Here is a 23941-nt window from a genome sequence, read left to right as displayed (position 1 = left end):
TAAGTCAAAGCAGCTCACGAAGATTTCAGTAAACTGGACGTATTGTTCTTGATGACTGGAGTCAATAATGAGTGAAATCCATGCCCACGAGCTGCTAAACCTACTTCGAGAAACGCCAATGGATCGCGAAGCGCTGGCACAGCACTTTGGCAACACCGTTCGCTTTCACACCTGTAAACTGAATGATCTAGACTTAGATGCATTGCTAGCATTTTTGCTCAAGCGCGACAAAATCCGTGAGCTTGAAGGTAAGTTTGTGGTCAATATGGCGCGTGTCTGCAATCACTAAGCGGCGGCTATGATGCGAGGGTGAATATGCTGTTTTCGCCCTCAGCCATGTACTCACGTTGTCAGTTTGCTATACACTGGCCGCCATTTTTTAGGTGAGGCCAGAATATGGACATTCTTTCTGCAGCGACCATGCTGTTTCTAATCATGGACCCTCTCGGTAATTTGCCGATTGTGTTGTCTATTCTCAAGCACATCGATCCTAAGCGTCGCCGTAAGGTATTGATTCGTGAACTACTGTTTGCCTTACTGATCTTGATGTTGTTTCTGTTTGCAGGACAAAGCATCTTAAGTTTTTTGCATGTCCAGCCAGAAACGCTCAGCATTTCAGGTGGCATTATTCTCTTCATTATCGCGATTAAGATGATTTTTCCGAGCGCTGGCAGCATCACTGGACTGGCGGCAGGTGAGGAGCCCTTTATTGTTCCGATGGCCATTCCTATGATCGCGGGCCCTTCCGTGATTGCAGCATTGCTTTTGCTCTCTTCACAGCATCCAGAAAAAATGTTGGAAATGTCCGCATCAGTTGTGATTGCGTGGGGCGCAACATTTTTTATTCTAATGTTTTATGGCTTCTTTAATCGTTTGTTGGGCGAGCGTGGTCTAAAAGCGGTAGAGCGTTTAATGGGCTTGTTGCTGGTGATGATCTCCACTCAAATGTTTTTGGATGGTGTTAAGAGTTATCTTGGGTGACGGAATAAACGCAATAAAAAAGCCGCTCTTAAGAGCGGCTTTTTAGTATTTGGGCGATTACATCATGTGTTTACGACGAATATCGAGCAGGGCAAAAATACCAAAGATCAGGATGGAATATTTTTCCCAACTGCTCATTTTAATTTTGTCGCCAAATGCGCCAATGAAGATGGCCATTTGTAAACCGTGCATGATGAACAAAAAAGCGGTCATGATGTACAGCGCAATCGCGGCATTACCGGGAAACGGCATAAAGATATTGAGGATCAATACTAACCAAACAAAGGCGATAGCCGCTTTGGCCAGCATAATTAGTGCTTTCATTTAAGTATCCTTTTAAATCGAGGCGTTATGCGGAGGTACGTTCATACAGACGATAGCTCACTTGGCCTGCTGTTTTTTCTCGATGTAACTGCCAGTTTTCTGGTAAGTCGGCAATATTGAGTTCTTTTTCTGTTTCAATATAAATCATCGCATCTTCCGCGAGCCAGCCATTTTGTTCTAGCAGAGCCACGGTCTCATCCAATAGACCTTTGCGAAACGGTGGGTCAATAAACACCACATGGTGAGCAGAACCCGGTTGCTTCAAAAAACTCAGTGCGTCGGTATTTACCACTTGGATGTTGTTCGCGTTAAGAGAGGCAACATTCTTTTGTAACTGTTGGAAAGCTTGTGGGTTTAGCTCAACCATGGTCACTTGCTCTGCTTGGCGCGAAGCTGACTCAAATCCCAAGCCGCCAGAGCCAGCAAACAAGTCGAGACATTTTGCCTGCGGCACATCTTGAGCTAACCAGTTAAACAGCGTTTCTTTGACGCGATCTGTCGTGGGGCGTAAGCCTTCAGCATCGTGTACAGGAAGTTTTCTGCCTCTCCATAAGCCACTAATAATGCGAACAAAGCCCGTTGTTGGCTTTTTTTGTGATGAGTTTTGCTGGCGACGTCTTACCATAGATTTTTTGACCGCTAATAAAGTGATACTATATCTAATCGCCCAAGCAGTGAGCTTGGAGCTTGGATACAGCCCAGAATATTCAAGATGACAGAGTGTAACACTAATAAGATTAGAATTACCTAATCGGAAAGTTTTCAGAACTTTGTCATTAGCCTTTTTTAGACAGATAATAATCTTGTCAAAAAAGAGTCATTAATAGATAAAAGAACAATCTAGGATAGCCCCAGATGACGGAAAAAAAGAAGCGCGGATTACTTTCGTGGCTAGGTTTCGGTGACGAAGAACAAAGCCCAAAACCAAAAACTGAAGAAACAGTAAAAGAAGAAGCAGTGGAAGCGCCTTCTGAAGAGCAGCAAACCGACGCGGCTGCTGAGCAAGCGGAAGCAACGCCAGAACTTGAAGAAGAATCGAAAAAAGCGGAGGCTGCCCCAGCAGAAGCAGAAGCAGAAGCAGAAGCAGAAGCAGAAGCAGAGGAGCCAGAAGTCGTATCGGCCGCGCCTCGTGTTCAAGAACAAGAAAAGCCAACAGAAAGCTTTTTTGCTCGTCTTAAACGTAGCCTAAGCCGAACAAAAGCAAATATTGGTGCTGGCTTCTTCGGTCTATTCAGCGGTAAGAAAATCGATGAGGACTTATTTGAAGAGCTAGAAGAGCAACTGCTTATTGCTGATGTGGGCATGAATACCACAACAAAAATCATCAACAACCTGACAGAAAAAGCCACACGTGGCGATCTGAAAGACGGCGAAGCCCTTTATGGTTTGTTGAAAGAAGAAATGGCTGAGATTCTTTCTAAAGTCGAACAGCCACTAGAAATCGACAGCAACAAAACGCCTTACGTCATCTTAATGGTTGGTGTAAATGGCGTGGGTAAAACCACGACCATCGGTAAGCTTGCCAAGCAGTTCCAAACTCAAGGCAAAAAAGTGATGCTAGCGGCGGGCGATACCTTCCGTGCGGCGGCGGTTGAACAGCTACAAGTATGGGGTGAGCGTAATAATGTTCCTGTGATTGCTCAACATACTGGCGCAGACAGTGCTTCTGTTATCTATGATGCGATTGAAGCGGCAAAAGCACGTGGTGTGGATGTTGTGATTGCTGATACAGCGGGTCGTCTACAGAACAAAGCGAACCTAATGGAAGAGCTGCGTAAGATTGTACGTGTGATGAAGAAAATTGATGACTCTGCACCACACGAGATCATGCTAACGCTAGACGCAGGTACAGGGCAAAATGCCATCAGCCAAGCGAAACTTTTCAGTGATGTTGCCCCTCTAACCGGGATTACTTTGACTAAGCTGGATGGTACAGCGAAAGGCGGCGTAATTTTCGCTATTGCTGATCAGTTTGGTATTCCAATTCGTTACATTGGTGTGGGTGAAGGTATCGAAGACTTGCGTCCATTTGAAACTCAAGAGTTTATTGACGCACTGTTTAGTCGTAAAGAATAAAAAGAGTTAGAGGAAATCAACGGTGATCAAATTTCAGCAAGTAAGCAAAGCTTACCGAGGTGGTCGACAAGCACTGCAAAAAGTCGATTTTCACCTGAGGCGCGGTGAAATGGCGTTTTTAGGCGGGCATTCCGGGGCTGGTAAAAGTACCTTGCTGAAATTGATCTGCGCGATAGAGCGACCAACTGATGGGAAAATCCATTTTAATGGCCACGACATCACGCGTATTCCAAGCAAAGACATCCCTTTTTTGCGCCGCAATATTGGGATTGTTTTTCAAGATCATCGTCTATTGATGGATCGCAGCGTATACGACAATGTCGCTCTGCCGATGCGCATCGAATCGATTTCTGAAAACGAAATCAAACGCCGCGTTTCTGCGGCGTTAGATAAAACGGGCTTGCTTGATAAGGCTCGTTGCCTGCCGAGCCAACTCTCTGGTGGTGAGCAACAACGCGTCGGTATTGCTCGTGCCGTAGTCAATCGACCAACGTTGCTGGTGGCTGATGAGCCGACAGGTAACCTCGATCCCGAACTATCCAATCGCGTATTGCGGTTGTTCGAAGAATTTAATCGTGCGGGAGTGACCATCTTACTCGCCACGCACGATGTGGGGTTAGTAAACACTCGCCCACAGTATCGTCATTTTGAATTAAACCAAGGCTTCCTAAGTGAGGTAGAAGACTATGGCAGGTAACAAGCACTCCCAAAAGAAGGGGAAAGGCCGCAGTGCCAAGCGTGCAAATACCGATGGTTTTTTCTCTGTCCACGCAAAACAAGCAAAATCCTCTTTTAGCGCCTTATGGCAACGACCTTTAGGTAATATCCTGACCCTAGCCGTTATTTCAATGGCACTTGCTATGCCAGCTTGTTTGTATCTACTGGGCAAAAACGTCGCGGGTGCCGCGGAAGATGTGGCATCTCCCTCGCAAGTTAGTGCTTACTTAGTAGAAGGCATGCCGGATGCACGTGTGATGGTTCTCAAAGATCAAATTGAAACTTGGCCTTTGGTAAAAGAAGTAGAATATATTTCTCCACAGCAAGGTCTGTCTGATTTGAGTCAATATGCAGGATTCGATCAGGCTATCAGCCTTTTAAGTGGCTATGCGCTACCCGGTGTGTTGGTGATTACGCCAGCCTCGGAGCTAAAAAGTGATATTCAGTCATTAGCCAAAGACGTTCGAGAACAACAAGACGTGACCGATGTGAGACTTGACGAAGACTGGCTGGCGCGTCTTGATGCGATCAAAACTCTCGCGAGTATTATTGTCATTACTCTGACAGTGTTGATGCTCGGTGCGGTATTTTTAATCGTTGGCAACACGTTGCGATTTAATGTGCTGGCGAATAAAGAAGAGATTCAAACCATGAAACTGATCGGTGCGACGGACAGTTTTATTTTGCGCCCTTATTTGTACACGGGGATGTGGTTTGGCGTATTAGGTGCCACCATCGCGTGGTTGGTAACGGCTTTAGTGACCATTGTTATGAATAGTGCGGTGGAAGATCTTGCTGCGTTGTACGACAGCCAGTTTCGCCTGATTGGTCTAAGCTGGGATGAATCTTTGCTATTAATCATCATTGGGAGTCTTTTGGGATGCATTGCGGCGCGCTTTTCTGCGCAACGACATTTAAAAGAAATTGAACCAGTTTAAGTGATGAAGGTCTTACTACTTGGATTTTATTAGCACTAGCTAATCTGGATCCCTTGTTTAGACCGAATGTTTATGGATAATTGCTTCCCCTTCTTGAAACTTGTTCATTTTGAGTTCAAGATATCGAAGCTAAATTTGCAATGTAATGCTCCAGATCAGAGATTGATGAGGAATTGAATGACAAAAGAAGCGTATCCGATGGCTCTAGTCACGCAAGATAGCCTTGATAGCTATATTCGCTCAGTAAACAGCTACCCAATGCTGACTGCAGACGAAGAGCGTGAGCTGGCAGAACGATTACACTACAAAGGTGAGATTGAGGCTGCAAAAGGTCTAATTCTTTCGCACCTACGATTCGTTGTTCACGTTGCTCGTGGTTACTCTGGCTACGGTTTGCCAATGGCGGACCTTGTGCAAGAGGGTAACATCGGTCTAATGAAAGCCGTTAAGCGTTTTAACCCAGAAGTAGGGGTTCGCTTGGTGTCTTTTGCTGTCCACTGGATCAAAGCAGAGATCCACGAATACGTGCTACGTAACTGGCGTATCGTGAAAATTGCGACTACTAAAGCGCAACGTAAGTTGTTCTTCAACTTGCGTAAGTCGAAAAAGCGCTTGGGTTGGTTTAACAACGGTGAAGTCGAAACCGTTGCGCGTGAGTTAGGTGTTGAGCCTTCTGAAGTTCGCGAGATGGAATCACGCTTAGCGGCGGTGGATTCAACCTTTGATATGCCAACTGACGAAGACGACAGCTCAAACGCTTACACAGCGCCAATGCTGTACCTAGAAGACAAATCGTCTGATGTGGCTGACAACATCGAAGCTGCAAACTGGGAAATGCATACCAACAATCGTCTGGGTCATGCATTAGCGAGTTTGGATGAGCGTAGTCAGCGCATCGTGCGTTCTCGTTGGTTAGATGATGAGAAAGCAACATTGCAAGACTTAGCTGATGAGTTCGGTGTTTCTGCCGAGCGTATTCGCCAGCTAGAAAAAAATGCAATGAAGAAACTAAAATTGGCCGTGGGTGAATTTTAATTTCCACTGCTAATTGAAAGTAAGATTTTCATAGAAAGCCGAGATCATGTGATCTCGGCTTTTTTATTGTCGATCGAAAATCGATAGCGTTTGCGATCCGGATTTTATGTGCTACCTGTGTATAACTCTGTGAAGTAATTATTTATCAACTGTTCGAAACCCGGACAAAATAAGGGATTCAAGCACTTTCCCATCTGGGGATAGTTATAGATATACACACAGTTAGATCAGGATCATCACTACATATTGTGGATCAAAAGATCCAAATACACTTTATCAACGCAATTCACAGCTTTATCCACAAATGGTTGGAATGTGTACACTTTTGAAAAGCCTGATTATCCATGTGTCTAAGTTTGCCGTTGGATAGGTTACAATAGCGGCAGTATACCCAAGCGGCTTCAAATATAGATTTTATGCTGTACCACGGGTGCTGATTAGCACGTTAGGTTCGAGGTTGCTTGGGTATATTAATAAGACAATGAGAAAGTAAATGGATCAGTTTAAGCATATCGATGTACAAGGTGCGCAAGCGCTGCTCGAGCAGGGTGATGCGAAGCTTGTAGATATCCGTGACCCTCAATCGTTTGCCGTTGCGCATGCGGAGTCCGCGTATCACTTAACCAACGATACGATCGTTGCGTTTATGGATGAAGTGGAGTTCGAACAACCCATTCTGGTGATGTGTTACCACGGCATTAGTAGCCAAGGTGCCGCACAATATTTAGTTAACCAAGGCTTTGAACAGGTGTACAGTGTGGATGGTGGCTTTGAAGCCTGGCACCGAGCAGAACTACCGATAGTGAGAAGTTAATGAAGAGATTGGTAACGTTAAATAATCCACGTATGGCGCAAGCCTTTATTGATTATATGGCCTCTCGCAAGATTGATATCCAGATGATGCCAGAAGGAGACGGGCAATTTGCGCTGTGGCTGACTGATAGCCAGCATGAAATAGAAGCGGAAGCGGAACTTAAGCAGTTCCTCGCTAACCCATCTGATTCAAAATACAGCGCCGCCTCGTGGGACGTTGCCGATACTCGCAAGAGCACCTTTCATTATTCTAGCCCGAGTATCATGAGCATGGTCAAAGCAAAAGCAGGCCCAATGACTTTGCTGATCATGACGGTGTGTACCATCATCTACTTGTTACAAATGTTTGGCTTTGGCAATGGCGTGTTTAAGTTGTTGCACTTCCCGGCTTTTGAGGGGCAACAATGGCAAGTGTGGCGATGGCTAAGCCATGCGTTACTGCACTTTTCAGTGACTCACATCGTGTTCAACTTACTATGGTGGTGGCAGTTGGGGGGCGACATCGAACGTCGTCTCGGTTCCGGTAAGCTATTGCAACTCTTTGTAGTATCAGCAGCGCTTTCTGGGGCTGGCCAATTCTATGTTGAAGGGGCAAACTTCGGTGGCTTGTCTGGCGTGGTCTATGCACTGCTTGGCTATTTGTGGATACTGGGTTACCGCTTGCCACATTTAGGCCTTACGCTACCCAAGCCAATCATCGTTTTTATGTTGGTATGGTTAGTTCTTGGTTTTGTGCAGCCGTTCATGGCGATTGCAAACACCGCTCACTTAGTGGGTTTACTGTCGGGGATGGCGATTGCGCTGTTTGATTCAGGCAAGATGAAATACCAACAGCAAGCCTAAAGCTGAAATGAAAAGACCGCTCAGAGCGGTCTTTTTTATGTTCAAAACGATTTGGGTTTATTGGTAAAGGTATTTTGTAAACAACAAATCCGCAATGATGGTTTTACCTGTTTCGGGCAAAAGTGTTTCGTTGAGGGTCGTCACTAAGGTTTTGCGCAGATCTTCTCGGCCAGAAAGGGACTTAATAGTATCTTCTGTTTGCTTACCCAGTAATTCAATTACTGCATCGCGAATCAAAGGTTGGTGATGCTCAACAATCGATAAATCTTGTTGGCTCATTACCATGATGTCGATGCGCACTTGCACATAACCTAACTTTTTGCCTTTGGTGTAAAAGTTAGTAGTCAGATCAGGCTCAAGGGTAAAGTATGCCAACTTAGGTCCAGCTTCTTCCGTTTCAGCCCAACTTGGTGCGGCGAACAGTATGGTTAACGCAAAAATAATTTGGGCTATATAACGTTTGTACATATTTCTAACTTTTCTTTCTCTGGATCGCGATATTCGAATCGCTTCAGTCTTGATACAATGGGCCGTCTATAACAAATAACGGAACTTACGGTTACATACATTACTATGGACGGTAAGTTGTTGCTTTATTGTACGCATAAAGCCTCCAATTGAATACTAGTATGAATCAGCCAACATCACTCTATCTTGCTTCTTTATTGGAAGTAGAGTGGCAAAACCCCGACGAATTCGAATTTCCAAATGAATTTGCCAAGCACTGGCTTGAAGAGCAAGGGTCTTTGTCACGTCGTTTAAAGCAACACTGCCAAGCATTAACGGTAGAATTGCTACAAAATCAGATCGTCACTGCGGCGACGTTAAAACAGGACGAAAGCCAGTTATTGTCCGAACAAGATTGCTTACTGCGAGAGGTAATTTTGTGTGGTGACAATGATAACTGGGTTATCGGACGGACATTAATTCCTCGCTCAACCTTAGTTGATCAGCAGTATGATTTGGCTCAACAAGGGGATATCCCATTAGGACTAACAGTGTTCAGCGCAGACAACGTTGAGCGAGACTCTTTGCAAATGGGATGGGTAGCCGTACCAGAAGGACGTTTGTTAGCGCGACGCTCAAGGTTGTGGATGAATCACAAACCGATGCTGGTCGCCGAGTTATTCTTATCTAATTCACCAGTTTACGCTAAGGAGACAGTGTAAATGTCCGCAGAAAAAGCCAAAGCATATTGGCAACTGATGCGCATGGATCGCCCGATTGGTTCACTGTTACTGATGTGGCCAACGATTTGGGCGCTAATTATCTCAGCCCAAGGGATGCCAAGTTGGGATGTATTTATCGTGTTTGTATTGGGTGTATTCCTAATGCGCAGCGCGGGGTGCGTGATTAATGATTTTGCTGACCGCAAAGTCGACGGCCATGTAAAACGTACTAAGCAACGCCCGCTGCCATCAGGAAAAGTGACAGCGAAAGAAGCGATTGGATTATTTTTGGTTTTGGGTATCAGCTCATTCTTGTTAGTGCTGACCATGAACCCGTTGACGATTCAGCTATCCTTCGCTGGCATCGTGTTGGCGTTCATTTATCCATTTATGAAGCGTTACACTCATATTCCACAACTCTTTTTAGGCTTAGCTTTTAGCTGGGCAATTCCAATGGCGTGGGCTGCACAAACCGGGGAGTTACCACTGATAGTTTGGTTTGTGTTTCTGATTAACGCTTTGTGGACCATTGCGTACGACACTCAATATGCGATGGTCGATCGCGATGATGATTTAAAGATTGGCATTAAATCGACGGCAATTTTGTTTGGTCGTCATGACAAACTCATCATTGGGGTATTGCAACTGATTACGCTCGCGATGTTGGTTTGGTTAGGGCAGTTCTACCAATTGGGACAAAGTTACTACTGGACCCTTTTGATTGCAGCGTCGTTGTTTGTTTATCAGCAGCACTTAATTCGTCACCGTGAGCGGGAGTTGTGCTTTAAGGCTTTCCTCAACAACAACTATGTTGGCATGGTGATAGCGATAGGGTTATTGGTCGCATTTTGGTAAGCGAAGAAATAAGAAAAAAGGCATCCGATTGGATGCCTTTTTTCTTATTTTGGAAGAAGGTAAAACGGTTACGACTGAAGTTGATGAATACTCTCTTCGATCGTCAGTTTCACTTCTGGATAAAGCAGAGTGAATAGTAATCGTGCAAATTGCTGCGTTTTCTTCGTGTCACAGTTACCATCGTTATCGAGGTATTTTTGCTGTTTGAGTGTATTGAACATAGCGGTAAACACACCTTTATCGAAGAATTCTGGCGCATTTATACCGTGTAAGCGTCCTAAACGTTGAGCAATATCTTGGCTCTTCTGTTCTAGGTCCGATTTACCGAGCTCTGGGTAAGCAACAAGCAAGTTCATCGCGATAGAGTAGCGCTGCAGTGTTTCCGTGATTGTACGACCTAGCAGAACCAAAGGCTGGTTGTTCGACTGATTGATCTCCAGCTTATCACCATCGAGGCTAATCATTTTCTGATCGGCAAACTCATGCAGTGTTTTAACGACCAATTCATTCAACTCGTCTTCTTGATAGCTTAAGAACAACTCTTTCTTCAAGAATGGGTAGATTTGCGCGACATTCGCTTGAATCTTTTCTACCGAGAGGTTGCGCTGACGAATGATCATCTGAGCAATTAATGATGGCAGAGCAAACAAGTGGATGATGTTGTTGCGGTAGTAGGTCATCAGGATCGATTGGCTACGATCCAGCGAAATGATGTCACCCATGCTATCGGTTTCAATCACGAACTTATCAAGCGAAATTGCATGATCGACCAACTCCTCAGCACTTTCGGTAGGGATAGTGGAGGTGCTTGAGTACGGATTATTTTTGAGTAGCTTTAAGTAACACTCAATCTGATTGATCAGCGAGTCACGAGAAAGTGCACGTTGACGAGAAGCAAGCAGTGCGGTTGCACACAAGGTCAACGCGTTTGCCGCCGCCGCATCATTGATGTGCGTCATCATTTTATTAGCAAGGTCGTTCACCACAGGATTCATCCATTGTGGTTTGTTACCACCCATGCTGTCGATGTCTTTCGTCCATTCAGGAGCGTGCTCGTTCAAGTATTGGTTGAGCTGAATTGGCTCACCGAAGTTCACATAGCCCAAACCAAAGTTACGCAGTTTACGCAGAGTACGCAGTACAAGCCCTGCGTTTTCTTTCTCTTTGCGTTTGCCACGCAACTCTTTCGCGTAAGTGCCTACTTCCATTACGTGCTCGTAACCGATGTAGACCGGCACTAGTGTTACTGGGCGGTTTAGACCACGTAGCATTGCTTGGATGGTCATAGCCAGCATACCCGTTTTCGCTTGCAGTAAGCGACCTGTACGTGAACGACCACCCTCACTGAAGTACTCGACTGAATAGCCTTTGGCAAACAGCTCAGCTAGATACTCGCGGAAAATGGTTGAGTACAGTTTGTTACCTTTAAAGCTACGACGAATAAAGAACGCCCCACCGCGACGGAAAAGAGGACCGGCCGGGAAGAAGTTCAGGTTAATGCCTGCCGCAATGTGCGGAGGCACCATGCCTTCATGGTATAAAACGTAAGACAACAGTAGGTAGTCCATGTGACTACGGTGACACGGAACGTACACAATTTCGTGGCCGTCTTGCGCTAAACGACGCACAGTCGAGGCGTTATTGATGTGCAACCCTTGGTACAGCTTTGTCCATAGCCAACTCAGGATGCGGTCGCCGTTTTTCACTAGACCGTAGGAGAAGTCGGCGGCGATTTCATCCATGATGTCGTGGGCTTCTTTACGTGCCTTATCAATCGAGATATTTTTGCTCTTGGCTTCGTCAGCGATCGCCAGTTCAATAGCTGGAGATTTTAATAAACGAGCAAACAACACTTGGCGTTGTGGCAGGTTTGGGCCTGAAGCCGCAAGTTTTTGGCGAGAGAAGTGGATACGCGCCACGCGAGCCAATTTGTGCGCAATTGCGCTGTCGGTACCGTGAGAGTCTGCCATATAACGCAGAGATACCACGGGACTAAAGCGAACCAAGCAGTCGCGTCCTGCCGCCATTACCGCTTTGGCTTTTTGCGGACCATTCATCGGTTGAAGGTAAGGCTTTTGGTTCTCTTCTTTACCTGGCTTACGACCCCAAAGCACGGTTGCAGGGATCATTTGAACATCCAACTCACTGTCCAGTTTATGTAGTTCCAGTAAGTCAGTGAACAGAGAGACAGAATCGGTTGGGACATCATTATCGTTGTTCATCACAGTTGGACGCGCAGCGATAAAGACGAAACGGTTCAGCGTTTTGCCATTGATTTCCAGCGGGCTGAGCGGGTCGGGTAGACCAAGGCTCATGGCTTGTTTTTGCAGTGTCAGCAAATCCACGTTCGAGCGGAACGGTAGGGCATATACAATCGGCTTAGCGAGATCGATATTCAGATCTTCAATCGGGTTCGATGGGATTGTGGTGCCCTTTACCAGTACCGATAAAGGTAGTTTTAGTAATGAACGTGAAAATGATTGTCCAGAAGACATAAAGTTCACAGCCTCAATAGGTATTCAAACAGGCCTAACCTTATTTCAGTGTCCGCTTTGCATGTCTTCTATAGAAAAAGAAATGAGTACGGCAAAAGAAATAAGCCTAGGCGATAAAATTTAAGCGCAGCAAGGATACCAGAAACTGGTCAAACCTTTTAATTTTATTGGCTGTAAATTAGTCGAACTCCTAAGTTGTTGCTTTACTTTGATTAACTGAAAAGGCGGTGTTTTAAACGCATGAATAATGAACTTAGTCAGCAAACGAAGTGCACTCCACAAATAAATTAAAAAACAACCAATTGGGTTTTCATTTGAGCATTTACTGGATATACTCACAGTTAACTGTATAAAAAGACAGGTGAGACATGAAGCCGTTAACGCCACGCCAACAACAAGTCTTCGATTTGATCAAAAGTAAAATCGATGACACCGGAATGCCACCAACTCGTGCAGAGATTGCGCGTGAGCTTGGCTTCCGCTCTGCGAATGCCGCAGAGGAACACCTAAAAGCGCTTGCTCGTAAGCAAGCAATTGAAATTATTCCAGGTGCATCGCGTGGGATTCGTATCCTACTTGATGACTCTGCCGCTAATGACGAACAGGGCTTGCCTTTGATTGGTCAAGTTGCTGCGGGTGAGCCCATATTGGCTCAGGAACACGTAGAAGCGCACTACCAAGTCGACCCTGCGATGTTCAAGCCGCAAGCGGATTTCTTACTTCGTGTAAATGGCGAAAGTATGAAAGACATCGGGATTATGGATGGCGATTTGCTCGCTGTGCATAAAACCCAAGACGTGAGAGACGGTCAAGTTGTCGTTGCGCGCGTTGATGATGATGTGACAGTAAAGCGCTTAGAGCGCAAAGGCTCAACCATATTACTGCATGCTGAGAATGAAGAGTTTGCCCCAATCCAAGTGGACTTGACGTCTCAGCATCTTACGATTGAAGGCTTAGCCGTTGGTATTATTCGTAATACCGATTGGATGTAAGTGTATTTAAGCAGCCCAGTTCATCTGGGCTGTTTTGTCTTTTCTCTTCTTTTCTCTTTTTCTACTTCCTCCAAAAGCTTGCTTATCATCTTGACCTTGTTTGTTTTGAGCAATTTATAAGCTTGATAATGTAATTGATATTCATTATCATCTATTTCAATGTCTATGTTTTCTCTCTGGCGCAGGAAATGCCCATGTCTCAGTCTAAACATCAAGTTCCTAACCATTTATTAAAGCCACTGTTATTGCGTAGCCGTGAAAGCATGGTCGACAATGGCTTGGTGTACGATCCGATTGCTGCTAAAGCGTGTTTGAGCTGTAAGATGGCGCCGGATTGTTTGAGTGGTGATATTGCGCAGAAGCAATTGCTGCACGTGACGCTGACTCAGCTTTGTGACCAGCAGGTTAGTCACTTCTTACAGCAGTATCCCGATGCTTGGATAATCAATGTCGGAGCTGGGCTGGATACCCGCTTTTATCGTTTGGATAATGGACGCTGCCATTGGATAGAGCTGGATGTGACGGAAAATTTGGTATGGCGTCAGCGCTTGTTCCACAAAAATGAACGTTATGAACATCGCTGTGGCAGTGTGGATGAAATGTCGTGGCTAGAGACGTTAGCCATTCCAGAGCAAGCACCAGTACTCATTTTATGTGAAATGGCACTGCTCGATTGCACAGAGCGTCAAGTCGCGAAATTTATTCAAACCTTGGGTCGACATTTTGTCTCTGCTGAACTGTGTATGGTGCTGGCAGGAGATTTAACGGAAACCAAGTGGGGACAAAAGCTTGGCTCTGATCGTTATGCTCATGGCTTTGAAGCGCCTGCAGAACAGATATTGCAATGGTTACCATGGGCACAGTGGGTGAAAGCTTTCTCGCCATTCGATAGATTCTGTTCTCGTTGGAAAGCTTGGCAGCGTTGGCTTAATAAGATTCCAATGTTGAAGCATCGCCTCACGCCAGTCCTCGTTCACATCAAGTGGTAATTGGCTAGTCGTTAAGCGCTCAGGTACACTCGTCGATCTTACTGATGAGGTGCCTGTGACAAATTCAATCTTCTCTCCTTTATCTAACCCAAAAGTTCATCGCCAAGTCTTAGCTTTAGCGATACCTATGGTGCTGTCGAATATTACTGTTCCATTGCTCGGTTTGGTCGATGCTGCGGTGATTGGTCATCTAGACCACGCTTGGTATTTGGGCGGTGTTGCGTTGGGCAGTACCATGATCAGCGTGACATTTTGGCTGCTTGGTTTTTTGCGTATGTCGACCACTGGGTTGGCAGCGCAGTCCTATGGAGGTGAAGACCGAAAGCAACTTGCCTTGGTGTTTATGCAAGGCTCAATCATGGCGCTGCTGTTTGCGTTAGTCTTCCTTATTGCCAATAATCCGATTGCTGATTTGATCTTTGGTTGGAGTGACGCCAGTGCTGAAGTGAAGCACTACGGCATGCAATATTTCTCTATCCGTGTGTGGAGTGCCCCCGCTGCGCTAATGAACTTTGTGTTGTTGGGGTGGTTGCTCGGAACGCAAAATTCCAAAGCCCCAATGTGGATGGTGATGATCACCAACGTGACTAATATTGCCCTCGATTTGTTGTTTGTGATTGGTTTGGGATGGAAAGTAGAAGGCGCTGCGCTGGCATCGGTGATTGCTGACTACTCAGGCATGGGCTTTGGTCTCATGTGTGTCTGGAAAACCTGGCGAGAGAGGCAATTACCCTCACCTCAAAAGCTGCTAACCAGCACTCATCACGGTTTAGGGCGCTTCGTGAAATTGAATCGCGATATTTTCTTGCGCTCTTTGTGTCTGCAAGCGGCTTTTAGCTTTATGACGTTCCAAGGCGCAAGCTTTGGTGATGAGGTTGTCGCTGCAAATGCGGTACTGATGAGCTTCCTGATGATTATCTCGTATGGCATGGATGGCTTTGCTTATGCAATGGAGGCCATGGTTGGGAAGGCGATTGGCGCCAAAGATAGGCAACAATTGAGTGCATCGCTTGTCGGTACTTTTTTTTGGAGTTTGGCTATTTGCTTAGGACTGACCGCGTTCTTTGGTTTGGCGGGATCGCAGTTGATCGCCATGATCACTTCAATTGAGGCGGTACAACAGCAAGCAGCGGTGTATCTACCTTGGCTGGTGGTGATGCCACTTGCGTCGATGTGGTGCTTTCTATTGGATGGCATTTTTGTCGGTGCAACCAAAGGCAAAGACATGCGCAATAGTATGTTTGTCGCGACCAGCAGTTTCTTCGTTGTCTTTTACTTGTTCGCCGAGTGGGAAAATCACGCGCTGTGGTTTGCAATGACGAGCTTTATGTTGATGCGGGGTATTGGTTTAGGGGTTATCTTTCTCTACCAATGGCGTAAGGATACCTTCCTCGCACAATGTTGATATAAAAACAGCAGGTCCAAGCCTGCTGTTTTTCTGTTTGCTATCAAGAAGCATAGATTAGAACAAGCGGTTCAAACCATTCAATGCAGCGACACGATACGCTTCGGCCATCGTCGGATAGTTGAAGGTGGTATTGACGAAATACTCGATGGTATTCGCTGAGCCTTTTTGCTCCATAATGGCTTGACCGATGTGGATAATTTCCGCGGCACGTTCGCCAAAGCAGTGAATCCCTAAAATTTCTTTGGTTTCACGATGGAACAATATCTTCAAGCTGCCGATGTCTTTCCCTGCGATCTGTGCACGAGCTAGATGCTTGAACGAAGAGCGTCCTACTTCATACGGTACTTTCGCAGCTGTTAGCTCTTGCTCGGTTTTACCCACAGAGCTAATCTCTGGGATGGTGTAGATACCTGTTGGAATATCATCAATCAGATAGTTTTCTGCCTGACCTTTCGTAATGGCTTGTGCGACAAATCGCCCTTGGTCATAAGCGGCGCTTGCAAGGCTAGGGTAACCGATGACATCGCCTACAGCGTAAATGTGCTCAATATCGGTTTGGTAGTTACGGTTTACTTTTAGTTGTCCGCGAGAATCCGCTTCCAGACCCACTGCACCCAAATTCAACTTATCGGTGTTACCTGTTCGACCATTCGCATACAACAAACAGTCCGCCTTCATCTTCTTGCCAGATTGTAGGTGAATAATCACGCCATCTTCTGTGCCTTCGATTTTTTCATAGGTCTCATCATTACGAATTACCACACCGCTGTTCCAGAAGTGGTAAGACAGCGCATCTGACACTTCGTTATCCAAAAACTCCAACAAGCGGTCGCGGGTATTGATAAGGTCAGTCTTCACTCCAAGGCCGCGGAAGATAGAAGCGTATTCACAACCGATAACGCCTGCACCGTAAATGATGATATGGCGAGGGTCGTGTTTCAGGCTCAAAATGGAATCACTGTCGTAGATGCGCTCATGCAAGAAATCAACGTCGTTAGGCTGATACGGACGAGAACCAGTCGCGATGACAAACTTATCCGCTGAATAGATTTCTTCTGTGCCGTCGCTTTGCATTACTGCAATTGAGTAGTTATCGATAAATCGCGCGGTTCCGAACAAAAGTGTGCATGAGTTACGGTCATAAAAGCCCTGACGAAGTCGAGTTTGCTTATCAATGACCGATTTAGCATGACCTAAAATGTCAGAAAATGTTGCATGAACGCTGGTGTTGTTTCGACAAAATAGCGGGTTGCTATTAAATTCAATGATGCGGCTAACGGCATGACGCAGTGCTTTTGATGGAATAGTACCCCAGTGAGTACAACCGCCGCCGACACTGCTTTCTTTCTCGACAATGGCAACATTCAGTCCCGCTTTGGTTAATCCCATTGCAGCCCCTTCTCCGCCAGGGCCACTACCGATTACGATCACGTCATAGTGATTAACATGCGCCATGATGCCTTCCTTGTTATATTTGCTTAACATTGCTTTAGCGCGATTTTAACTCATTTACTCTATTGGTACACGTAATGCCTGTTAGAGAGTGGAAGTGATCACGCAGAATCGAACAAAAGGATGATTTGGTATGTTGTATGTCTATAAATTGCATCGAGAACATTGCAATTAGATGCATGCCAATAGTAACGTTCTCCGCGCTCAGAGCGAGCGAAGCAACATATCTTTCTCCGTAGGAGCAAATTGCGTTATATTGAGGCTCTTGTACCCTACAGAAAAAGAGCAAGTTAAGAATGAAATCGATGGGAATCCGCGCACAGCAAAAAGAGAAGACACGTCGATCATTGATCGATGCGGCATTTAGTCAATTAAGTGCGGATCGCAGCTTTTCCAGCCTTAGCTTGCGAGAAGTCGCCCGAGAGGCAGGGATTGCACCGACTTCTTTTTACCGTCACTTCAAAGATATGGATGAGCTAGGCTTAACCATGGTTGATGAAGGCGGTTTGCTACTACGTCAACTGATGCGTCAGGCGCGTCAACGTATTGTGAAAGAAGGTAGCGTAATTCGTACCTCGGTCGAAACCTTTATGGAATTCATTGAAAGTAGTCCGAACGTTTTTCGTTTGTTGTTGCGTGAGCGCTCCGGCACTTCTGCTGAATTTCGTACCGCTGTTGCTCGAGAAATCCAGCATTTTGCGGCAGAATTAACCGAGTATTTAATGAGCACCGGCGTGACCAGAGAAGAGGCGTATACTCAAGCAGAAGCGTCTGTGACTTTGGTTTTCAGTTCGGGGGCTGAAGCTTTAGATTTAGATCGACGTGAGCGCGATGAACTCGCCGAGCGATTGATCATGCAATTGCGAATGATAGCCAAAGGGGCCTATTGGTATCGCAAAGAACGTGAACGTAACCGATTAAAAGGCGGGATAGAATAATGTCGAATGGAAATAAATCTGAAAAGAAAACGCTGATTTTGGCACTGGTTGCAGGTATGTGTGGTGATGCTTTGTTGTCATGGTTGACCATGAGTGAAGTATCGTTTTCAATCTTCCCATTGATTGCACTCGTACTGGCTGTACAAGCTCTTTACCAAGAGTACCTAAATAATCCGGTATCAGAAGATATCCCATTAGTTGGCTTGGCGTGTTTCTTCGTAGGTGCGTTTGGTCACTCTGCGTTTATTAAAGCGCAATACCCAGAAGCAGGCTCAAACTTCTTCGCGATCATGGTTTCAATGATCTTACTCGCATGGATTGGTAAGAAGCTAGGTTTTGTCAGCAAGAAGACTTCTGCGGAGTAAGCAAAACGAATCAAATACAAAAAAGCGAGCCATTGAGCTCGCTTTTTTGTATTTGACGCCGTGGGTTACGCTTTGCGTTCCAATAGCACGCCCGCTTCCATATGGTGGGTAAATCGAAATCTGAATCTTGTAACGTCTTATAAAATCCAACTGTGCATTTTAATGTGTTGTTTTTAATTGAATTTTAATTGTTCATTGTCCAAGGGTGTCTTTAGCCGTACAATGAAAACTCGTCTTTCCCCGTACCCCACGCCGTACCCAGAAATACAGAGGTTTTTCAGTCATGATCAAGCCAGTCGATAAAATTAGTACGAATGCCACGCTGAAAGCATTGAAGCCACAAGGCAAGGAATATTTAATTCCAGATAAGAAAATCGAAGGATTGAATATTCGCGTTCGACCAACGGGCACGATGACTTGGATCTTTCGCTTTCAGGCTGGTAACAAACACGAAAAAATCACCATGGGGCGGTATGTTAAGTTGAAACCGGAAACGGGGATGACACTTGAACAGGCTCGAACAGAAGCGGGGCGTTACCGGAGCTGGCTGGAAAACAATAAAAATCCGAAGCAGGAACTGGCACGTGAACAGCGCGAGCAAGAGGAAGCAAAAACTTTTGATGATGCTTTTGCCAGTTTTGACGAGAAGCGTTTGTCCAAGCAGCTACGAGGAGAACAAGCGAGGGCAACCTATAGCCGGGATATCAAACCATTTCTTGGTCACATCAAACTAGAAGAGTTGAGAATTCATGATCTTAATAAAGTATTTGATGCAAAGGTTGATGAGAATGGACAGCGAAAAGCGGGTGCGATTAGTGCATGCCATAGAATTATCAATCAGGTGATCAACCATGCGCTAGCTTTGAATATGATTGGTGCTCATCCAGCACCACATTTGAAATCCAAGGATGTCGGTGGTGGCTCTAAAGTCACCAAGCGCAACTTGAGCTTTTCAGAGTTGAAGACTTTGCTAACCAGTTTGCCTTCTTGGCGTACAGAGCCTTCTAACGTCCGTTTAATGCAGTTTTTGATCGGGTGTGGGCAACGTATTAGTGCTGTGCTTGAAATGCGTTGGAGTGAGGTAGATTTGCAAGAGAAGGTATGGTTGTTGCCAGCCAGTTCAAAAGAACGTCACACCAAGAGTCAGGAGAGCCGAAAAGTGCCATTAAGTGATTACCTACTGGAACTTCTTAAAGAGCAGCGTGAGAATGTACCAAGCAAATGGAAACTTGTTTGGCCTCAGCTTATGGATGATAAACTTCAAGAACCCGCAGCAGTACGTGCGCTAATCAAACGTAATTTACCGGAAGATTTTGAGCGTTTTTCACCACACGATCTACGCCGCACCTTTATCAGCCGTTGTAGCGAAATGGGGCTGGATATCGTGGCGATTGAAAAGATGGTTGGTCACCAGCTACCAGGTATGTTGCGGGTATATAACCATCACGACTACCTTGAAGAGCAGTTAGTGGTACTGCAAGCATGGGGAGAAAAATTGCAAGCGTTAGATACAAGCAATGTCATTCCTCTAGAGTCGATGAAGTTTGCCTAAGCATTTGTAAAATTCTTAGAGATTATTCTTACTAGTTAGGGGGTGTTACTCTTTATCTGAGTTAAAAATAATCATGGCTCTTAGACTATATGTCCTTCTCCTGTTCATCGATAACATTAACTATCATCTCTTTTATTTCTTAAACTTACGAGCTTAGTGTTTAGATTTATCAACGTACTAAATTCCTTATGCTAAGAGTTCTAACTATGTGGGTCAATTTACTAATCCACTACCACTACCACTACCACTACCACTACCACTACCACTATACAAAATACAAAAAAGCGGCCCCAATCAAGGACCGTTTTTTGTATAAGAAACTAACAATCCGCTACAAGTACCTTAAGTAATATGAGTTATCTTGATGGAGAGGCTCTTATTTATTGCGTTAGTATAGACTGATTACCAAGTGTACTTAATGCCTATACGGTAGCGTAGTTGACGTTCATCTGTAGTGCGGCTTTGTTTTACTTGGCCAACTTCAACGAATGGACGCCAGTTTTCACCATCGATTGTTTTGATTGAGTACATTACGCGCACGTTATGAAGATAGTCGGTTGAACCGTTATCAAATAGTGGCCGCGCGTTGCTGGCCATTTCTTTCCAGAATTGGAATTCGTATTGGAAATCCCAATCACCGGTTTTATAGCCTAGCCATGTATCGAACTGTTGGATTTTCGAATTGTAGCTATTGCCGTCAGTACCTTGTTGACCGTAGTCCCAGAGTTTCCACTTATAACGGCCTTGGACACGGAAGCCATTATCAAATGCATAGTTCAAGCGTACATAAGGCACGTATACAAGACCTGCAGAGGTGAAATCCAGTGAAGCACCGGCTAGACCGACAATGTTTTTGTTGAGTTTTTTGTAGTAAAACGCAGAAAATTCAGAGCCATTCATTGCCATGTCATCAAACGCACCCTCTTTGTTGGAGTAACGAGCATCTAATTCAAAACCAATGTTTTTACCTGTATCTAGGAATGCTTTAAAGCGGTCAGCGTGTTTTTCCGAACCATCTAGATATTGGTGGCGGTATTCAACCGTGGTTTTATAGTCGTTAGCAAAAGCTTGTGCTGATGATGCTGCTAATAAAGAGGCAAGCATAATTTTGGTTGTTGTGTTCATAATAACCTTATTTTTAAGTTGGTATTGGATCTAGTTGTGATGAGTAAATTAGGTGTAAGCATTCGCTGTATTGGCTGGCACTTCTGTCGGGCGCCAAGGATCACCGGTATGCTCAAGCCAAGGCATCAATTCCTCTTCTACTAATTGACGAACTAGGCTTTCGTTTTGTTCGGCGATGTTTTGCATTTGATAAGGATCTTGTTGGTTGTCGTGCAGTACCACGGTGAGCGGTTTGCCTATCTTGCGATCCATCATCAAGGTGTAACGATCGGTTCTTACGCCGCGACGACCATAAGATTGGCCGCCGTAAGGCATAAAGGTGTAGAACTGGGATGTTGGCTTGGTATCGCCTTCAAGCCCTTGCAAGGTATTGGCGAAGTTGGTGCCTTCTACGGTATCTGGGATCAGCTCAGGCATACCCATTAAGCCAAACAAGGTTGGGTAAATATCAGGGGCCGAGAAGAGAAGATCGTCTTGGCGCGGAGCCAGTTTTCCAGGCCAGCGGAACATCATAGGGATCCGCATGGATTCATCGTAGTGATTGTTTTTGGTTGGTTTACCGTGTGAACCTAGGCAGCAACCGTGATCAGAGAAGAACACAACTAAGGTCTCTTCTTCGAGACCAAGACGATCCAGTTCATCGACAATACGACCAAACTGTTCATCAACGCCATTTACCATAGCCATGTATTCTTTAAAGAACTCAGGTCCGTACCCCTCAAGGTATTCTTTATCCCACTGCACATTTGGGCGGGTATTTAAGCTTTTTGATGTTTGTCCTTCGAGGCGATCGAGATACTTTTGTGGTACTTGATCGTAAGGAGAGTGCGGTGGGTTCATCGACACCACTAACGTGAAAGGTTTGTCGTTATCACGGTAAGCGCCATTTTCGTTTCGAAGGTACTTAATCGCAATATCGGCCTCATGTTCAGGGCTCCACTGATTAACGCGAATAGGTTGATCTCGCGGTGTTTCATTGGTCCAGTACATTGGGGTGAGGTGTCTATCGTAAGTACCGTATGAATACCAGAAATCAAAACCATGGCGGCGATCTGGCGCTGTCCAATCATTCCAATACCGTCCTTCCATTGGGTTGTTATAACTCGGCACGAAAGGCGCTTCAGGCGTATCAAGGTGCCATTTGCCGATATAACCCATGCTGTAACCTTGATCTTTCAAGATATCAGACCAAGTCGTGGTCTGTTTTTTCAGCTCAATACCAAAGTCTTTCCCGCCGAATTTACCAGGCATCGCAGTATGGCTATTGCCCTGAATACCGTTGCGATACGGGTATTGCCCTGTCATCAACATGCCGCGAAAAGGGGTACAAAGTGGAAAATTAGAGACTGCTTGGCGAAGCACCACACTTTGTTTCGCAAAACGGTTTAAATGAGGTGTGCTCGATGGGTCTTGCTTCATAAAGCCCAGTGCGTGAGCGCGCATTTCGTCGGGAAAGACGATCAGCAGATTGGGTTTCTTTTTCGGCGTTGCCAGCCCTTCACTCGATGCTAACGAGGAAGGCGATGTTGCACATCCTGCTGTTGCCGCAACAGCACCGGTGGCTGCCATGCCTTTAAGTAAGCTACGTCGCGAAATAGACATAGGTTCTCCTGAAGTGAAACGTATTGGATGTTTAAAAACAAATGAAAGGGTGTATTCCTTTCATCGCCCTTGTGTTTTGTTATTTTTTACACCTAGCCAAGCAATTAAATGTTCGATTACTTGCGAATCGCTTTGTATCGTAAGTTATCGAAATGTCAATGGCTGTGTAATTGATCACAAAAAAAAAATCGAAAGCTTTTTAGCGCTATGACCGAAAGCTACCGACGGTGATATGTCACACAAATCGTGTAAGTTGGAGGCTGGATTGTGGCTTTACGTTTGGCATTCGCTATTACGAGGGTTATGATATGAACAAATGCGTAAGAGTATGTAAGAGTAAACGCAACAACACGAAAGATTGTGAAAGAGATCAAAAGTTTTCATTTCTTGTGTTGTTGCTTTCGTTTTTAGGTGTAAGCTGTATTCGAAATCAAGCGAAAGAGATTTCGCTGGTTTCGTAAGGAGACAAGGTAAAAGTGAAAAGTGCAGTCGAAAGGCGCATGGAAATTGTCAACGTGGTTAACCGTGATGGAAAAGCCCGTGTCGAGGACCTTGCCGCACAGTTTGATGTCTCTAGTGTCACTATTCGTAGTGATCTCAGTTTGCTGGAAAAAAATGGTTATGTTGTTCGTTCACACGGCGCTGCCATTCCAAATACTGGGGTGATTGCTGAGTTGACTGTTCATGAGAAGCGCCGCCAAAATACTGGCGTTAAATCTCTTATCGGTCAGGCTGCAGCGAAACTTATCGAAAGTGGTGACACTGTAATTCTGGATTCGGGAACGACTACGCGAGAAATCGCAACCAGCTTGAAGTCGCTGGAAGATGTAGTGGTTATGACCAATGGTCTGGATGTTGCAATGGAGTTGGCGTCAGCGCCTGGAGTAGAGGTTCTGATGTCGGGTGGTGTACTTCGTAAGAATGCACTCTCTTTTTCGGGCTCACAAGCTGAATATAGCTTAAAGAATTGCCGCTTTGATAAAGTATTCTTAGGCGTTGATGGCTTTGATTTAAGAGCAGGTATCACAACACACAGCGAACAGGAAGCTAGTCTGAATCGTTTGATGTGTGAAATTTCTGAACAAGTGATCGCAGTTGCTGACTCAAGTAAGTTTGGTAAACGTAGCTGTTATATGATCCGCGAATTCGGAAATATTGATATCTTAGTAACCGATTCTGACATTCCTGAAGACTACGTACAGGGTCTTCGTGAAATGAAAGTTGAAGTGATTATCGTCGATAAAGAGTAACTTCCCGCCTAACTCTATAACA

The 23941-nt window shown here is 45.2% G+C and carries 24 protein-coding genes; 17 read left to right on the top strand and 7 right to left on the bottom strand.

What is annotated here, in order from left to right; translation table 11 throughout:
- The first annotated feature begins 67 nt into the window (after positions 1-67).
- Together NL643_RS17210 and NL643_RS17205 are read left to right on the top strand one after the other, a co-directional pair.
- Positions 68-289 (top strand): YecH family metal-binding protein, encoded by a 222-nt coding sequence (locus NL643_RS17210; protein ID WP_005393809.1) that lies wholly within the window; start codon positions 68-70, stop codon positions 287-289.
- Positions 290-396: 107 nt separating this feature from the next.
- Positions 397-981 carry a YhgN family NAAT transporter gene (locus NL643_RS17205; RefSeq protein ID WP_005393807.1) on the top strand — a complete coding sequence of 195 codons (585 nt, stop codon included), beginning with the start codon at positions 397-399 and terminating at the stop codon, positions 979-981.
- Between the two features lie 57 nt (positions 982-1038).
- Here NL643_RS17205 and NL643_RS17200 read toward each other — a convergent pair whose 3' ends face one another.
- Positions 1039-1305 (bottom strand): DUF1145 domain-containing protein, encoded by a 267-nt coding sequence (locus NL643_RS17200; protein ID WP_005378704.1) that lies wholly within the window; start codon positions 1303-1305, stop codon positions 1039-1041.
- 25 nt (positions 1306-1330) lie between these two features.
- Positions 1331-1930, bottom strand: a complete 600-nt coding sequence (rsmD, locus tag NL643_RS17195; protein ID WP_005378702.1) for a 16S rRNA (guanine(966)-N(2))-methyltransferase RsmD — start codon at positions 1928-1930, stop codon at positions 1331-1333.
- Between the two features lie 230 nt (positions 1931-2160).
- Between rsmD and ftsY the strand changes: the two genes are divergently transcribed.
- The 6 genes from ftsY (at position 2161) to glpG (ending at position 7727) form a co-directional block, all read left to right on the top strand.
- On the top strand, positions 2161-3381 hold the full coding sequence (gene ftsY / locus NL643_RS17190) for a signal recognition particle-docking protein FtsY (protein ID WP_253644877.1): 1221 nt from the start codon (positions 2161-2163) through the stop codon (positions 3379-3381).
- Positions 3382-3403: 22 nt separating this feature from the next.
- Positions 3404-4078 (top strand): cell division ATP-binding protein FtsE, encoded by a 675-nt coding sequence (gene ftsE, locus NL643_RS17185; protein ID WP_005393800.1) that lies wholly within the window; start codon positions 3404-3406, stop codon positions 4076-4078.
- Entirely contained in the window at positions 4068-5036 is a 969-nt protein-coding gene (gene ftsX / locus NL643_RS17180) for a permease-like cell division protein FtsX (protein WP_005393793.1), read from the top strand. Before ftsE ends, ftsX begins: the two co-directional genes overlap by 11 nt.
- A gap of 177 nt (positions 5037-5213) precedes the next feature.
- Positions 5214-6071 carry an RNA polymerase sigma factor RpoH gene (gene rpoH / locus NL643_RS17175; protein ID WP_005378693.1) on the top strand — a complete coding sequence of 286 codons (858 nt, stop codon included), beginning with the start codon at positions 5214-5216 and terminating at the stop codon, positions 6069-6071.
- Positions 6072-6564: 493 nt separating this feature from the next.
- On the top strand, positions 6565-6885 hold the full coding sequence (glpE, locus tag NL643_RS17170; RefSeq protein ID WP_005378691.1) for a thiosulfate sulfurtransferase GlpE: 321 nt from the start codon (positions 6565-6567) through the stop codon (positions 6883-6885).
- Positions 6885-7727 (top strand): rhomboid family intramembrane serine protease GlpG, encoded by an 843-nt coding sequence (glpG, locus tag NL643_RS17165; RefSeq protein WP_253644876.1) that lies wholly within the window; start codon positions 6885-6887, stop codon positions 7725-7727. The genes glpE and glpG overlap by 1 nt, the downstream gene beginning before the upstream one ends.
- A gap of 57 nt (positions 7728-7784) precedes the next feature.
- Here glpG and NL643_RS17160 read toward each other — a convergent pair whose 3' ends face one another.
- Positions 7785-8195: a flagellar basal body-associated protein FliL gene (locus NL643_RS17160; RefSeq protein ID WP_046874381.1), complete on the bottom strand. Its 411-nt coding sequence runs from the start codon at positions 8193-8195 to the stop codon at positions 7785-7787.
- Positions 8196-8356: 161 nt separating this feature from the next.
- Here NL643_RS17160 and NL643_RS17155 point away from each other — a divergent pair, with 161 nt between their 5' ends.
- A complete protein-coding gene (locus NL643_RS17155; protein WP_080955994.1) occupies positions 8357-8896 on the top strand; it encodes a chorismate lyase in 540 nt (179 codons plus the stop codon).
- The gene (gene ubiA / locus NL643_RS17150) at positions 8897-9751 is read left to right on the top strand and encodes a 4-hydroxybenzoate octaprenyltransferase (protein WP_005393780.1); all 855 of its coding nucleotides are present in this window, start codon (positions 8897-8899) and stop codon (positions 9749-9751) included.
- Between the two features lie 68 nt (positions 9752-9819).
- Here the strand turns inward: ubiA and plsB are convergent, their stop codons facing one another.
- Positions 9820-12246 (bottom strand): glycerol-3-phosphate 1-O-acyltransferase PlsB, encoded by a 2427-nt coding sequence (gene plsB, locus NL643_RS17145; protein ID WP_006742756.1) that lies wholly within the window; start codon positions 12244-12246, stop codon positions 9820-9822.
- 368 nt (positions 12247-12614) lie between these two features.
- Here plsB and lexA point away from each other — a divergent pair, with 368 nt between their 5' ends.
- From lexA to dinF, 3 genes are all read left to right on the top strand, one after another.
- Positions 12615-13238, top strand: a complete 624-nt coding sequence (gene lexA / locus NL643_RS17140) for a transcriptional repressor LexA (RefSeq protein WP_005393778.1) — start codon at positions 12615-12617, stop codon at positions 13236-13238.
- A 194-nt stretch (positions 13239-13432) separates the two neighbouring features.
- A complete protein-coding gene (locus NL643_RS17135; protein ID WP_005393777.1) occupies positions 13433-14227 on the top strand; it encodes a class I SAM-dependent methyltransferase in 795 nt (264 codons plus the stop codon).
- 55 nt (positions 14228-14282) lie between these two features.
- Complete coding sequence (gene dinF, locus NL643_RS17130; RefSeq protein ID WP_253644875.1) at positions 14283-15632, top strand: MATE family efflux transporter DinF; 1350 nt, start codon at positions 14283-14285, stop codon at positions 15630-15632.
- 57 nt (positions 15633-15689) lie between these two features.
- On the opposite strand, the gene sthA is transcribed toward dinF, so the two are convergent.
- Complete coding sequence (sthA, locus tag NL643_RS17125; RefSeq protein ID WP_005389689.1) at positions 15690-17120, bottom strand: Si-specific NAD(P)(+) transhydrogenase; 1431 nt, start codon at positions 17118-17120, stop codon at positions 15690-15692.
- A 263-nt stretch (positions 17121-17383) separates the two neighbouring features.
- Here sthA and fabR point away from each other — a divergent pair, with 263 nt between their 5' ends.
- The 3 genes from fabR (at position 17384) to NL643_RS17110 (ending at position 19942) form a co-directional block, all read left to right on the top strand.
- Entirely contained in the window at positions 17384-18025 is a 642-nt protein-coding gene (gene fabR / locus NL643_RS17120) for an HTH-type transcriptional repressor FabR (RefSeq protein ID WP_005378632.1), read from the top strand.
- The gene (locus tag NL643_RS17115; RefSeq protein ID WP_005378634.1) at positions 18025-18390 is read left to right on the top strand and encodes a YijD family membrane protein; all 366 of its coding nucleotides are present in this window, start codon (positions 18025-18027) and stop codon (positions 18388-18390) included. The genes fabR and NL643_RS17115 overlap by 1 nt, the downstream gene beginning before the upstream one ends.
- A 283-nt stretch (positions 18391-18673) precedes the next feature.
- The gene (locus tag NL643_RS17110; protein ID WP_069537265.1) at positions 18674-19942 is read left to right on the top strand and encodes a site-specific integrase; all 1269 of its coding nucleotides are present in this window, start codon (positions 18674-18676) and stop codon (positions 19940-19942) included.
- Positions 19943-20344: 402 nt separating this feature from the next.
- On the opposite strand, the gene NL643_RS17105 is transcribed toward NL643_RS17110, so the two are convergent.
- Complete coding sequence (locus tag NL643_RS17105; RefSeq protein WP_046874375.1) at positions 20345-21067, bottom strand: oligogalacturonate-specific porin KdgM family protein; 723 nt, start codon at positions 21065-21067, stop codon at positions 20345-20347.
- Positions 21068-21115: 48 nt separating this feature from the next.
- Positions 21116-22669: a sulfatase gene (locus tag NL643_RS17100; RefSeq protein WP_031847735.1), complete on the bottom strand. Its 1554-nt coding sequence runs from the start codon at positions 22667-22669 to the stop codon at positions 21116-21118.
- A gap of 476 nt (positions 22670-23145) precedes the next feature.
- Here NL643_RS17100 and agaR point away from each other — a divergent pair, with 476 nt between their 5' ends.
- Positions 23146-23919, top strand: a complete 774-nt coding sequence (gene agaR, locus NL643_RS17095) for a transcriptional repressor AgaR (protein WP_069537264.1) — start codon at positions 23146-23148, stop codon at positions 23917-23919.
- Positions 23920-23941: the final 22 nt, after the last annotated feature.

Source organism: Vibrio sp. Y42_MX_L11, assembly GCF_024181785.1.
In the GTDB taxonomy this organism is placed as follows: domain Bacteria; phylum Pseudomonadota; class Gammaproteobacteria; order Enterobacterales; family Vibrionaceae; genus Vibrio; species Vibrio diabolicus.
This window is presented reverse-complemented; position numbering and strand designations above follow the sequence as displayed.

Bases quoted from the DNA above. Each gene is read 5' to 3' on its own strand.
- NL643_RS17105 (WP_046874375.1), bottom strand. From the start codon at position 21,067: ATGAACACAACAACCAAAATTATGCTTGCCTCTTTATTAGCAGCATCA.
- rsmD (WP_005378702.1), bottom strand. From the start codon at position 1,930: ATGGTAAGACGTCGCCAGCAAAACTCATCACAAAAAAAGCCAACAACG.
- NL643_RS17210 (WP_005393809.1), top strand. From the start codon at position 68: ATGAGTGAAATCCATGCCCACGAGCTGCTAAACCTACTTCGAGAAACG.
- lexA (WP_005393778.1), top strand. From the start codon at position 12,615: ATGAAGCCGTTAACGCCACGCCAACAACAAGTCTTCGATTTGATCAAA.
- NL643_RS17160 (WP_046874381.1), bottom strand. From the start codon at position 8,195: ATGTACAAACGTTATATAGCCCAAATTATTTTTGCGTTAACCATACTG.
- glpE (WP_005378691.1), top strand. From the start codon at position 6,565: ATGGATCAGTTTAAGCATATCGATGTACAAGGTGCGCAAGCGCTGCTC.
- NL643_RS17205 (WP_005393807.1), top strand. From the start codon at position 397: ATGGACATTCTTTCTGCAGCGACCATGCTGTTTCTAATCATGGACCCT.
- rpoH (WP_005378693.1), top strand. From the start codon at position 5,214: ATGACAAAAGAAGCGTATCCGATGGCTCTAGTCACGCAAGATAGCCTT.
- ftsX (WP_005393793.1), top strand. From the start codon at position 4,068: ATGGCAGGTAACAAGCACTCCCAAAAGAAGGGGAAAGGCCGCAGTGCC.
- plsB (WP_006742756.1), bottom strand. From the start codon at position 12,246: ATGTCTTCTGGACAATCATTTTCACGTTCATTACTAAAACTACCTTTA.
- NL643_RS17100 (WP_031847735.1), bottom strand. From the start codon at position 22,669: ATGTCTATTTCGCGACGTAGCTTACTTAAAGGCATGGCAGCCACCGGT.
- NL643_RS17115 (WP_005378634.1), top strand. From the start codon at position 18,025: ATGTCGAATGGAAATAAATCTGAAAAGAAAACGCTGATTTTGGCACTG.
- NL643_RS17200 (WP_005378704.1), bottom strand. From the start codon at position 1,305: ATGAAAGCACTAATTATGCTGGCCAAAGCGGCTATCGCCTTTGTTTGG.
- fabR (WP_005378632.1), top strand. From the start codon at position 17,384: ATGAAATCGATGGGAATCCGCGCACAGCAAAAAGAGAAGACACGTCGA.
- ubiA (WP_005393780.1), top strand. From the start codon at position 8,897: ATGTCCGCAGAAAAAGCCAAAGCATATTGGCAACTGATGCGCATGGAT.
- sthA (WP_005389689.1), bottom strand. From the start codon at position 17,120: ATGTTAAGCAAATATAACAAGGAAGGCATCATGGCGCATGTTAATCAC.
- NL643_RS17110 (WP_069537265.1), top strand. From the start codon at position 18,674: ATGATCAAGCCAGTCGATAAAATTAGTACGAATGCCACGCTGAAAGCA.
- glpG (WP_253644876.1), top strand. From the start codon at position 6,885: ATGAAGAGATTGGTAACGTTAAATAATCCACGTATGGCGCAAGCCTTT.
- NL643_RS17155 (WP_080955994.1), top strand. From the start codon at position 8,357: ATGAATCAGCCAACATCACTCTATCTTGCTTCTTTATTGGAAGTAGAG.
- NL643_RS17135 (WP_005393777.1), top strand. From the start codon at position 13,433: ATGTCTCAGTCTAAACATCAAGTTCCTAACCATTTATTAAAGCCACTG.
- ftsY (WP_253644877.1), top strand. From the start codon at position 2,161: ATGACGGAAAAAAAGAAGCGCGGATTACTTTCGTGGCTAGGTTTCGGT.